The 11,909-nt window shown below is 65.8% G+C and carries 14 protein-coding genes; 12 read left to right on the top strand and 2 right to left on the bottom strand.

Going from position 1 to position 11,909, the window contains the following annotated elements; translation table 11 throughout:
• Positions 1–14: 14 nt before the first annotated feature.
• Complete coding sequence (locus KW843_RS23455) at positions 15–968, top strand: DMT family transporter (protein ID WP_218297549.1); 954 nt, start codon at positions 15–17, stop codon at positions 966–968.
• Positions 969–1,000: 32 nt separating this feature from the next.
• On the opposite strand, the gene rraA is transcribed toward KW843_RS23455, so the two are convergent.
• Positions 1,001–1,516: a ribonuclease E activity regulator RraA gene (gene rraA / locus KW843_RS23460; RefSeq protein WP_218297550.1), complete on the bottom strand. Its 516-nt coding sequence runs from the start codon at positions 1,514–1,516 to the stop codon at positions 1,001–1,003.
• A 368-nt stretch (positions 1,517–1,884) separates the two neighbouring features.
• Here rraA and KW843_RS23465 point away from each other — a divergent pair, with 368 nt between their 5' ends.
• From KW843_RS23465 to hemP, 9 genes are all read left to right on the top strand, one after another.
• Positions 1,885–2,205 (top strand): SWIB/MDM2 domain-containing protein, encoded by a 321-nt coding sequence (locus KW843_RS23465; protein ID WP_055402700.1) that lies wholly within the window; start codon positions 1,885–1,887, stop codon positions 2,203–2,205.
• A 321-nt stretch (positions 2,206–2,526) separates the two neighbouring features.
• Positions 2,527–4,677 (top strand): TonB-dependent siderophore receptor, encoded by a 2,151-nt coding sequence (locus KW843_RS23470; protein WP_255594913.1) that lies wholly within the window; start codon positions 2,527–2,529, stop codon positions 4,675–4,677.
• A 105-nt stretch (positions 4,678–4,782) separates the two neighbouring features.
• Positions 4,783–5,475 carry a Fe2+-dependent dioxygenase gene (locus KW843_RS23475; protein WP_218297551.1) on the top strand — a complete coding sequence of 231 codons (693 nt, stop codon included), beginning with the start codon at positions 4,783–4,785 and terminating at the stop codon, positions 5,473–5,475.
• Positions 5,476–5,550: 75 nt separating this feature from the next.
• Positions 5,551–6,678 carry an alpha-hydroxy acid oxidase gene (locus tag KW843_RS23480; protein ID WP_218297552.1) on the top strand — a complete coding sequence of 376 codons (1,128 nt, stop codon included), beginning with the start codon at positions 5,551–5,553 and terminating at the stop codon, positions 6,676–6,678.
• Between the two features lie 114 nt (positions 6,679–6,792).
• Positions 6,793–7,065: a bacterioferritin-associated ferredoxin gene (locus tag KW843_RS23485; protein WP_218297553.1), complete on the top strand. Its 273-nt coding sequence runs from the start codon at positions 6,793–6,795 to the stop codon at positions 7,063–7,065.
• A gap of 98 nt (positions 7,066–7,163) precedes the next feature.
• On the top strand, positions 7,164–7,853 hold the full coding sequence (locus KW843_RS23490) for an energy transducer TonB (protein WP_218297554.1): 690 nt from the start codon (positions 7,164–7,166) through the stop codon (positions 7,851–7,853).
• Positions 7,854–7,892: 39 nt separating this feature from the next.
• Positions 7,893–8,612 (top strand): MotA/TolQ/ExbB proton channel family protein, encoded by a 720-nt coding sequence (locus KW843_RS23495; protein ID WP_218297555.1) that lies wholly within the window; start codon positions 7,893–7,895, stop codon positions 8,610–8,612.
• A gap of 3 nt (positions 8,613–8,615) precedes the next feature.
• Positions 8,616–9,026, top strand: a complete 411-nt coding sequence (locus KW843_RS23500; protein WP_218297556.1) for a biopolymer transporter ExbD — start codon at positions 8,616–8,618, stop codon at positions 9,024–9,026.
• A gap of 567 nt (positions 9,027–9,593) precedes the next feature.
• Positions 9,594–9,821, top strand: a complete 228-nt coding sequence (gene hemP / locus KW843_RS23505; RefSeq protein ID WP_218297557.1) for a hemin uptake protein HemP — start codon at positions 9,594–9,596, stop codon at positions 9,819–9,821.
• A gap of 251 nt (positions 9,822–10,072) precedes the next feature.
• On the opposite strand, the gene KW843_RS23510 is transcribed toward hemP, so the two are convergent.
• On the bottom strand, positions 10,073–10,480 hold the full coding sequence (locus tag KW843_RS23510; protein WP_218297558.1) for a heme-binding protein: 408 nt from the start codon (positions 10,478–10,480) through the stop codon (positions 10,073–10,075).
• Between the two features lie 223 nt (positions 10,481–10,703).
• Here KW843_RS23510 and KW843_RS23515 point away from each other — a divergent pair, with 223 nt between their 5' ends.
• On the top strand, positions 10,704–11,399 hold the full coding sequence (locus KW843_RS23515; RefSeq protein ID WP_010458089.1) for a Bax inhibitor-1/YccA family protein: 696 nt from the start codon (positions 10,704–10,706) through the stop codon (positions 11,397–11,399).
• Between the two features lie 120 nt (positions 11,400–11,519).
• Positions 11,520–11,897, top strand: a complete 378-nt coding sequence (locus KW843_RS23520) for a hypothetical protein (RefSeq protein WP_218297559.1) — start codon at positions 11,520–11,522, stop codon at positions 11,895–11,897.
• Positions 11,898–11,909 lie beyond the last annotated feature (12 nt).

Below are 11,909 nucleotides of genomic sequence, written 5' to 3' on the forward strand. Positions count from 1 at the left end.
CGATCACCAGTCTAGTGAACACCACGCCCAGCCGCCCCTTCGCCTACGTGTGCCTGGCCCTCAGCATGGCGCTGGTCGGCAGCTATGTGGCACTGTCCAAGCCCCTGGCGACGGCACTGCCCGTGTTCCTGCTCGCATGGCTGCGCTTTGGCATTGGCGGCGTGGCGATGCTGCACTGGCTCAGAAAGCCTGTGGAGGAACCCCCGCTCACACGGCAAACCCGGCGGCTGCTGTTTCTGCAATCGTTTCTGGGCAACTTCCTGTTCACCGTCTGCATGCTGTACGGCGTGAGCCTGACCAACGCCGTCTCGGCCGGCGTGACCCTGGCCGCGATACCCGCTGCGGTGGCCGTGATGGGCTGGGTCTTCCTGCGCGAGAAGGTCGCGCCGCGCACCTGGGCGGCCGTGGCCTGCGCAGTGGCCGGCATTGTCTTGTTTTCGCTATCAAAACAAGAGCATTCAGCGCATATTGCACAAACGCCAGATGCCCAAAACATGCAAGATCTGGCATGGCTGGGCTCCTTGCTTCTGGTGGGTGCCGTGGTGTGCGAGGCCGCCTATACGGTGATCGGAAAGAAGCTCACGGGTAGCCTCGGGCCCAAGCGCATCACCTCGCTCATCAACCTGTGGGGCTTCGTGCTGTCCACCCCCTTCGGCCTGTATGCGGCCTGGCAATTCGACTTTGCCGCCGTGGGCTGGGGCACGTGGACGCTGCTGGTGTTCTACGCGCTGGCCGCCTGCGTGTGGACGGTCTGGCTGTGGATGACCGGCCTCAAGGCCGTCCCGGCGGCGCAGGGGGGCGTTTTTTCGGTGATGCTGCCTGTCAGCGCGGCCCTCGTGGGCGTGCTGGTGCTCGGCGAATCGCTCACAGGCCTGCAATGGGCGGCATTTGCCATTGCCCTGGCCAGCGTGCTGATGGCCACCCTGCCCTCACGCGCTGCCTTGCGCGTGGGCCGGCGTGCCAGCTGACGCGCTGCCCACGGCCTGCGGCCTCCCCCCGTTCATGCAGCCAGGGGCCCCGCGCTGACCACGATGCCGTCTGCGTCGGCATACAGCCAGTCGCCCGGCCGCACCCAGACGCCCTGGATCTGCACCGCGACGTCGCGCTGCCCTTCGCCCCGCCGCTCGGTGGGCAGCGGCATCAGCGCCAATGCGCGGATGCCCACGGCGGCCGCATTGAGCTCGGCCAGATCGCGCACGCAGCCATCGACCACCAGGCCCGCCCAGCCATTGCGTGCCGCGGCGGCGGCCAGGTTGCCGCCCACCAGCGCCCGGCGCAGCGAGGCCCCGCCGTCCACCACCAGCACGCGGCCCTCTCCAGGCGACTCCACCGCGGCCTTCACGTGAGTGTTGTCCTCGTGGCACTTGACGGTGCTGACCGCGCCCGCGAACGCAGCCACACCGCCAAAGCTCTGGAAGACCGGGGGCAGCACACGAAAGGCCCCGCCCAGGTCCCCCTTGTGCACATCGCAGAAATCGCAGGTGCTGAATGTGTTGACAGGAAGTGCAGCGGTCATTTTCAAAGGCCTTTCAAGCAGGAAAAGAAGGAAAGAGACGGGACGGGGGACCTGCCGCCAGCGGTCCGTTTCCAGCTGCGGGCGGGCCACCGGCGCCGTGGTGCGTCCGGCATTGTCATACAGACCTCCCGGACGCCATCCAGGCATGCGCTGCCATAGGGAAAACGCGTGCACACGCACCGCTTTGTCAAGGCAGGAGCGCCGCGCACGCGACTTATTGGCCCGCACGCGGCGCCACGGCTACAAATCGAGGCAAAAAAAGCCGTTTCTCCCTTGGAAACGCGTTTTTTTCCCAGTAGCATCAGCCTGCCAGTGGGACAGCCTAGTTTTCGCTGGTGAAAATTTACTTCCAACAAGGAAAACCCAACATGGCAACTGCAAAAAAAGCTCCGGCAAAAACAGCCCCCGCAGCCAAGACGGCTGCTGCCCCCGCCAAGAAGCGCACCCCCAACGCTGCCTTCATGAAGGCGCTCACGCCCAGCCCCGCGCTGGCCGCCGTGGTGGGCTCGGCACCGCTGCCGCGCACGGAGATCATCAGCAAGCTGTGGGTCTACATCAAGGCCAACAACCTGCAGGACGCCACCAACAAGCGCAACATCAATGCCGACGCCAAGCTCAAGGAATTGTTCGGCAAGCCCCAGGTGTCGATGTTTGAACTCGCCGGCCTCATTGGCAAGCACGTCAAGTAAGCGCTTCGCGCCCCCCGAAAAAGCCGGCTCTGCCGGCTTTTTTTCGTCCGTACCCAGGCAAAGTGTGGCGTGTAAACATCAATGCAAATGAGAATGACCCTCATTCGATGTAACATAAAGATGCACGAAGAAGCATGACTTTGTGACGTATTTCTCACAAGCGTCATTGCATCCGGCTCGTTTGCGGCGCACATCGGGCGCCGACCTGCACATCCCCCATCGACGGAGTCCATCTTGGCAAAATCACGCGCTCAGCGCCGCAGCACCGCGCTGCGTCACACCGCATCCCCTGTTTCCACCGCCACCGGCGCATCGTCCGACATGGCCCTGCTGCCCCTGGGCGCCCTGATGCTGGCCGCCTCCATGGGCGCCATGGCCCAGTCCGGCACACCGGAAGCCACCATGTCCACCGTGACGGTGCAGGAAGCGGCCGAAGTGCAAGGCAAGGACACCCTGCTGCTCAAGAAGACCACCGTCGGCAAGGGCAACCAGGACATCAAGGACATCCCCCAGTCCGTGACGGTGTTCACCGAAAAGCTCATGAACGACCGCAACCAGGACGACTTCCGCGAGGTGCTGCGCACCACGGCGGGCGTGACCTTCCAGTCGGGCGAAACGGGTGAAGAAGACGTGCGCATGCGCGGCTTCTCGCTGGGCCTGGCCGGTGACATCTATGTGGACGGCATGAAGGACGCTCCACTGATCGAGCGCGACACGTTCAACAACGACCGCATCGAAGTCCTCAAGGGCTCGGCCTCCATGCTGTTCGGCAAGGGCTCGACCGGCGGCATCGTCAACCAGGTCAACAAGTACCCGCTGCTGATCGACCAGCACGAAGCCAGCTACACCTTCGGCACCGGCCAGTTCCACCGCGCCACGGGCGACTTCAACTGGAAGACCGGCGAAAACGCGGCCTTCCGCCTGAACGCCATGGTGCAGGAGTACGACAACTACGGCGCCAAGCAGGACAAGCGCGGCATTGCGCCCACCTTCGCCTGGGGCATCGGCACGCGCGATGAATTCTCGATCGGCCTGTACTACCTCGAATCCAAGGGCCGTCCGCTGTACAACCACCCCTGGCGCGTGGTCGACGGCAAGATCAACACGCCGCTCGAAGCCCGCAACTACTACGGCCTGGCCAGCGACCACAACGACACCTCGTCGCAGTACGTCACGCTGGGCCACATCCACCGCTTCGACGACAACGGCGAGCTGACCACGCGCCTGCGCTACGGCAAATACGAGCGCGACCTGCTGGCCAGCACCATCGGCTTTCAGAACGGCAGCATCACGCTGGGCCAGATCAATGGCAGCACCGTGCTGACCCGTGGCTCCAAGGGCCGCCTGGGCGAGAGCGAAGTGCTGCAGGTGCAAAGCGACTACAACAACACCTTCAACTGGGGCGGCCGCAAGCACGCGGTGCTGGCCGGCGTCGACTACTACGACGACGATGCCAAGCGCAACCAGAACTACGCCAACACCACGCCGCGCCCCAACACCACCGTGGGCTCGCCCAACGATGGCGCCTGGGTGGCCGACGGCCGCGCACCGGTGCAGTGGAACACCTTCACCTCGCGCAACCTGGGCCTGTACTTCCAGGACACGGTCGCGATCAACGACACCCTGAAGCTGGTGGGCGGCCTGCGCTACGACAACTTCAGGGCTTCCTACAAGAACGCCACCGGCGCGCTGAGCAACTCCCGCTCCGACAGCCTGGTCAGCCCCCGCGTGGGCCTGCTGTTCCAGCCCACCGAGCTGACCTCGTACTACGTGTCGTACGGCACCTCGTACAACACCTCGGGCGACACCTACCAGTTCGGCAACCCCGGTGCCGGCACGGCGCGCACGGCCAACACCGACCCTGAAAAGAGCCGCAACTTCGAGATCGGCAGCAAGTTCGAGCTGTTCGAGCGCCGTGCCCTGCTGGGTGTGGCCGCGTTCTACAGCCAGAAGTACAACGAGCGCAACACCGACCCCGACACCGCAGCCCAGCAAGAGCTGCTGTCCGGCAAGCGCCATGCCACCGGCATGGAATTCAACCTCGCCGGCCGCCTGACGCCCCAGTGGGAACTGTTCGCCAATCACACCTGGATCCCCTCGGCCAAGATCGACCACAGCAATGTGGTGGTGCCCGCCAACGGCGGTGGTGCCCAGGCGCAGGGCGACCGCCCAGGCCTCACGCCCAAGCACAGCGGCAGCGTGTGGACGACCTACGCCGTCACCTCCAAGGTGCGCGTGGGCGCGGGCGTGACCTACCGCGGCAAGCAAAACCCCGAAGGCTCGCGTGCCGTGTACGCCAGCGGCTTCGCGGTGATGGACGCCATGGTCGAATACGCGTTCGACGACAAGACCACGCTGAAGCTCAACGTCAACAACCTGTTCGACCGCACCTATGCGGACGGCCTGTACCGCGGCTTCTACACGCCGGGCACGGCGCGTTCCGTGCAGCTGTCGCTCAAGACGCGCTTCTGACGCGCATGCGATGCGCCTGTGGTGCGTTGCTGACGCACTGAAAGCGCCGATGTTTTGACGAAACGACACCGCCCCTTCATTGGGGCGGAGTCACAATCAGGCCCCATGTTCCTGCACATCAAAGACGTACTGACGGCCGAAGAGGTCGCCCTGTTCCGGCAAAAGCTCTGGGCGGCCGACACCCCCTGGGTGGATGGCGCCCGCAGCGCGGGCAGCCAGGCCGTGCACCAGAAGAACAACCTGCAACTCGCGCAGGGCAGCGAGCTGTCGGCCCAGCTGCAAGGCATCGTCAAGGCCGCGCTGGCCCGCAATGCGCTGTTCTTCTCGGCCGCCCTGCCCCGGCGCATCTACAACCCGCTGTTCAACAACTACGGCGACGGCGCCAACTTCTATGGCCGCCATGTGGACAGCGCCGTCATGCACTCCAAGGCAGACAGCTGCTGGGTGCGCAGCGACCTGTCGTGCACGCTGTTCCTGACCCCGCCGGACGAATACGACGGCGGCGAACTGGTCGCCACCGAAGCCTGGGGCGAAAAACGCATCAAGCTGCCGGCCGGCGACATGATCCTGTACCCCAGCAGCACCGTGCACCAGGTGTCGCCCGTCACCCGCGGCCACCGCATCAGCAGCTTCTTCTGGGTGGAAAGCATGGTGCGCGGACTGGAGCAGCGCCAGCTCTTGTTCGACATGGACATGGCCCTGCTGCGGCTGCGCCAGAGCGTGGGTGAAACGGATCCTTCGGTCATCGCCCTGTCGGGCACGTACCACAACCTGCTGCGCATGTGGGCCGACGTGTGAGCGCCGCCCCTTTCGCTCCTTTATTGATAGCATCTTGCGCGCTCTGAAAAAGCGCCAGGTGCTTTTTTCATTGCCATGACCCACGTCCCCGCACGCCAACAGCTTCCTCCGGGCATCGTCAGCCTGGCCGACCACGAGCAGCAGGCCCGGCGGCACCTGGACGACAACGCCTGGGCGTACTTCAGTGGCGGCGCGGCCGATGAGATCAGCCTGCGCAGCAACCGCAGCGCATGGGACGCCCTGCCCCTGTGGCCCCGCGTGCTGCGTCCGCTGGCGGGCGGGCACACCCGCGTCCAGCTGCTGGGCCGCACGCTGGCACACCCCATCCTGCTGGCACCCGTCGCCTTTCAGCGCCTGGCCCACGCCGACGGCGAGTTGGCGATGGCCTACGCGGCTGCGGCCCTGGGCGCGGGGGTGGTGCTGAGCACCCAGGCGAGCGTGTCGCTGGAGAGCATTGCCCAGGCCGTACTGCCCGACCCCGGCCGCGGTCCGCTGTGGTTTCAGCTGTACCTGCAGCCAGACCGTGGCTTGACCCGCGCACTGGCACAGCGCGCCGAGGCCGCAGGGTTCGAAGCCCTGGTGCTGACCGTGGACGCGCCCGCCAGCGGCGCACGCGACCGCGAGCGCCGCACAGGCTTTCGCCTGCCGCCCGGCATCGGCCCCGTCAATCTGGCCGGCATGCAGGCGCCGCCCACCCCACCCCTCGGCGCGGACCAGAGCGCGCTGTTCGACGGGCTGCTGCACCACGCCCCCACGTGGGACGACGTGGCGTGGCTGCAGTCCGTGACCCGGCTGCCCGTGCTGCTCAAAGGCGTGCTGCACCCGGCGGATGCGCGCCAGGCCGTGGCGGCCGGCGTTGCGGGCGTCATCGTGTCCAACCACGGCGGGCGCACGCTGGACACCGCCCCGGCCACGGCCACCGCCCTGCCGCGCGTGGTGCAGGCCGTGGGCGGCGCACTGCCGGTGCTGGTGGATGGCGGCATCCGGCGCGGCACCGACGTGCTCAAAGCGATGGCGCTGGGGGCATCCGCCGTGCTGGTGGGGCGCCCGGCCGTCTGGGGGCTGGCCAATGCGGGGGCCACCGGCGTCGCCCACGTGCTGCGCCTGCTGCGCGACGAGCTCGAGATCGCCATGGCGCTCACCGGCTGCGCCACGCTGGCAGACGCCACGCCAGCCTTGCTCACCGCAGACAGCCCCGGCTGAGGCGGCGCCTTTGCGCCGGTTTCTCCCTCATGGCAGAAATGGCTTATTGCAAATGCGATAGATTCTTATTTATAATGGCGACACCTTCAACAGCCAGCCACACTGCCTGCCGCCATGATCGTCTGTGTTTGCCGCCGGATTTCCGACCGTGAGATTGCCCGCCACGCACGTGCGGGCATGAGCTTTGACGAAATCCAGTTCGAGCTGGGCGTGGCCACCCAATGCGGATGCTGCGAAAGCTGTGCCCGCGACGTGGTGGCACAGTGCAGCGCATCGAATCCGGTGGCGGCCCTGCACAATGAGGCAGCGCCGCAAACGATCCAGCTTGCCAGCTCCATCCTGGAAAGCAAGTCATGGAACTCCTCTCAACGCTCGCTGGCAGCCTGATCCTCGTCGCAGGCTCGGCCTGGTGGATCTTTCGCAAATAATCAAGGTCTTTTAGGGCGCTAGCGCTTGATCCACAAGCGCTAGCTGCTATCATTTTTATGTCTCACCCAGATCGTTTTGCCACCCCCGGGGGGTTCAGCCGCAACACCGTGATCGTGGGCTCCGTCGTCGCACTGCATGTTGCGGGCCTCTGGGCCCTGCAGTCGGGCCTGCTGCGCCGCGCGGCCGAAGTCATCGTGCCGGCGGAATTGCTGACGGAATTCATCGCACCACCCGCGCCCCCCAAGGTCACGCCACCGCCTCCCGCGCCGCCACCCCCTCCCAAGCCGGCCCCGAAGGCCGCCCCGCGCCCCGCACCCATGCCGGTGGCCATCGCGGACCCCACGCCCGCCCCCAATGCCCCCACGGGCATCACCACCCCGCAGCCGCCGGCACCGCCCATCGAGGCGCCCATGGCCCCGCCCGCACCGGCGCCAGCCCCTCCAGCGCCCCCCGCGCCGCCCAAGATCGAACTGCCATCCAGCGACGCCGCCTACCTGAACAACCCCAAACCCAGCTACCCGGCCATCAGCAAGCGCATGGGCGAGCAGGGCAAGGTGGTGCTGCGGGTGCTGATCGGCACCGACGGCCTGCCCCAGAAGGTCGAAATCAACAAGTCCAGCGGCTTCGACCGGCTGGACCGACAGGCCCAGGAAGCCGTCATGCGCTGGCGCTTCGTGCCCGGCAAACGCAACGGCGTGCCCGAGACCATGTGGAACCTGGTCCCTGTCAACTTCGTTCTCGAATAACCAAATCACCGCAAATCACCGCTTTAGGGAGTTTTTCTCATGGAATCGCAATTCGGCATCGCCAACGTCTGGATCCAGGGTGACTTCGTCACCCGCGCCGTCGCCATCCTGCTGCTGGCCATGTCGCTGGCCTCGTGGATCGTCATCCTCATCAAGGCGCTGGACATCATCAAGTTCAAGAAGCACGCCCGCACCGCGCAGGACTTCTGGCACAGCGAGGACTTCGCCGCCGGCCTGACCAAGCTGGGCACGGACCCTACCAACCCCTTCCGCCACCTGGCGCTGGAAGGCCGTGAAGCCACCGCCCACCACCGCAACACCAAGGCCCACCTGCACGACACGCTGGACGTGAGCGACTGGGTCACCCGCTGCCTGCGCAACTGCATCGACGAGTTCACCTCGCGCCTGCAGTCGGGCCTGGCCATCCTGGCCTCGGTCGGCTCCACCGCCCCCTTCATCGGCCTGTTCGGCACCGTCTGGGGCATCTACCACGCGCTGCTGGCCATCGGCACCTCGGGCCAGTCCACCATCGACAAGGTGGCCGGCCCCATCGGCGAAGCGCTGATCATGACCGCCCTGGGCCTGGCCGTGGCCATCCCCGCCGTGCTGGGCTACAACGCCCTCGTGCGCGGCAACAAGTCCATCCTGGGCGGCCTCAACAGCTTCGCCCACGACCTGCACGCCTACTTCGTCACCGGCGCCCGCGTGAGCGCGGCGGGCGAACAGGGCAAGGTGCTGCCCATGAAGAAAGGCGGCTGAGCCATGGCTTTCGGAACGCAAGACGATGCCGATGACGTGATGAACGAGATCAACATGACGCCGCTGGTGGACGTCATGCTGGTGCTGCTCATCATCTTCATCATCACCGTGCCCGTCATGAAGCACTCGGTGAACGTGGACCTGCCACGCGCCACGAACCAGCCCGAGAACATCAAGCCCGAGACGGTGCGCCTGTCGGTATCGGCCGACGGCAAGTACTACTGGAACGAGTCGCAGGTCACGGAGGAAGAACTCTTCCCGCGCCTGCAGGTCGAGGCGGCCAAGGAGCCGCAGCCCGATCTGCACATCCGCGGCGACAAGGAAGTGCGCTACGAGCGCGTGGCCCAGGCCATGGCCGCCGCGCAACGCGCTGGCGTGCGCAAGATCGGTTTCGTGACCGACCCCGCGCCCTGACGGCAGTCAATCAGTCAGACAATCCGCCAGCGTCCTGCGCGCCAAAAACCCGCCCGGCCCGGCCGCTGCACCATTGGCTGCAGAGGACGCACCGGGTTTGTTCGTCTTTGGGTCGTTTTTCCTGCCCAGCCCGATGTCGGCGGGGGGATGTGAAATTCTTCCGTCGCCCAGTGACCCGCTCGGGCGCCGAGAACGCCCTGGCTTCCTTCATCCTCTGAAGCGGCTCGCCCGGCGGTGGATAGGCGGGTCCCTGCAGAGAGCCCACCGTGGTCTCTGCCAAGACTGACCCACAGCGGCGCCGCATCCGGGATCAGTTCACACCTGGGCGGTTCCCGTCGGAGCGGGGTGACACCCGCCGCCCGAGACGTGACCGTTTCCGTTTCCCCCCGGCTGCTTGACCTACTTTCCCGCTTGAGGCTGCGTAAATCGGCGCCAAAACCAGCGTCGCACCATTCGAAATCAAATGTCTCACCCAGAAGAACAAAAAGAAACACTCCTGTCGCTTGACTTGTAATTGCGAATCGTTATCATTAGCAAAACGCACTGCAACGCACCAGGAACAACCTCATGCAAGCCACATTGACCGCCGCTTCGATCCTGCGCCCCGCCTCCGCCAGCAAGGGGGTTTCGCACGCCGACGGACTGGCCAGCCAACGCACCGAGCCCAGCACCCCTACCGCCGCCGTGGACAGCAGCTCCCTGCTGCAAGGCCAGAAGGCCGTGGCCATCAGCCACAACGGATCGGTGTACCGCCTGCAGGCAACCAAGCTGGGCAAGCTGATCCTGACCAAGTAGTCCCTGGCAGCGGCTCCAAGTTTCATCGTGGGGCGACTCCCGGGCTTGCTACAAGCTCGAAAGGGTCGTTTTTGCCAGCCAACGGGTTCGCCCGCGTAGCCAGGCTTTTTTTGCGGTCCCATCCCCGCCCCAGATTTCTCCATCACGCCATGAAAAAACCGGCCTCGCAGGCCGGTTTTTTCATTGGGGGGCACAGGACCTGAAAGCTCTTCAGTCCCCTGCCCCCTGCGGGCCCACGCCCTGGAATCCCATCAAAGCCCCAGAGCGGCGATGCCGGCGCGCGCCACCTGCGCGTCCTCGGTGGACTTCACACCGCTCACCCCCACGGCGCCAAGGCACTGGCCGTCCTTGAGGATCGGCACGCCGCCTTCCAGCAGGCCGTCGATGGCGGGCGCGCTCAGGAAGGCCGTGCGGCCGCCGTTGACGATGTCCTCGTACACCTTGCTCTCGCGGCGCCCCAGGGCGGCCGTGCGGGCCTTGGACGGGGCGATGTGGGACGACACCGCGGCGGCGCCATCCAGGCGCTGCAGCCACAGCAGGTGGCCGCCATCGTCCACGATGGCGATGGTCACGGCCCACTGGTTCTTGAGCGCCTCGGCTTCGGCGGCAGCGGCAATGGCCTTCACGTCGGCCAGTTCGAGTTCATGCTTGGTTTTCATTGGTATACCCGCAAAGGAGAAGAATGCCGGGCCGCGAGAGTCCGCGCCGGCGGGGGAAAGACGGCAAGCATAGCGGCATACGCCCACCCCCTCACCCCCATGCAGGGTGAAAGAACCCTTACCAAAAGTAGGTGACCGGACGCGGATATTGGAAGGCCTCCAGCCGCCACCACCTAGAATTTGCACTGTCTGCGTCGTGCAGGCCAACAAGGAGAGACACAAGATGAATGACCAAGTCACCACCCTGGGGCACTCTGCGGGCTATGGCATCTCGCAGGAGGAGCGCCACAAGGTGCTTCGCAATACCTACTGGCTGCTCGCGCTGAGCATGATCCCCACGGTGCTGGGCGCATGGGTCGGCGTCGCCACCGGCATCACCCAGTCGCTGCGCGGCGGCGTGGGCCTGATCGTGTTCCTGGGCGGCGCGTTCGCCTTCATGTTCGCGATCGAAAAGACCAAGCGTTCGGCAGCCGGCGTGCCCGTGCTGCTGGCCTTCACGTTCTTCATGGGCCTCATGCTCTCACGCCTCATCGGCATGGTGCTGGGCTTCAAGAACGGCACCGACCTCATCATGACGGCCTTCGCCGGCACCGCGGGCGTGTTCTTCGTGATGGCCAGCCTGGCCAGCGTGATCAAGCGCGACCTCTCGGGCATGGGCAAGTGGCTGATGGTGGGCGCGCTGGTGCTCATGGTGGGTGCCGTCATCAACGTGTTTGTCGGCTCCTCGGTCGGCATGATGGCGATCTCGGTCGCTGCCATCGGCATCTTCAGCGCCTACATGCTGTATGACTTGAAGCAGATCCTGGACGGCGGCGAAACCAACTACATCAGCGCCACGCTGGCCCTGTACCTGGACATCTTCAACGTGTTCCAGAGCCTGCTCGCGCTGCTGGGCATCATGGGCGGCGAGCGCGACTGACCCCGTGGCGCGCTCCCGGGCGCCACCTCAAGGCAAAAAGGCTCCTTCGGGAGCCTTTTTCTTGCGCTTCGCACCGCCAAGCCCTCAATAGCGCGGCCGGCGTGCCGATAATGCAAGCACATGTATCGCAAAACCCGCTCCACCGCACTGCGCATGCTGGCCCTGTGCAGCATCCTGCTGCTGGCCGCCTGCAACAAGATCCCTGGCCTGGGCCCGGATCCAAGGATCGTCCAGCGCGAGGAAGAAGCCAAGGCCATCGGCGGCGCCTGCCGCCACGCGCTGCGCGGGCTGGAAGACTGCTACACCCTGAACCCCAAGGCCGCCAAGGCCTCGGTGTTCGCCGGGTGGAAGGACATGGACGCCTACATGCGTGAAAACAAGCTGGAAGGCACGCCTTCGGTGCTCGGCAAGGTGGTCGAGAAACCCGAGCGCGCCGAACGCTCCGGCGATATCGAGACCGAGCCCCGCGACGCGGCTTCGAACCGCAACCGCAGCTAGGGCTAGCGGGCC

The organism is Acidovorax sp. sif1233 (assembly GCF_019218755.1).
Taxonomy (GTDB): domain Bacteria; phylum Pseudomonadota; class Gammaproteobacteria; order Burkholderiales; family Burkholderiaceae_C; genus Acidovorax.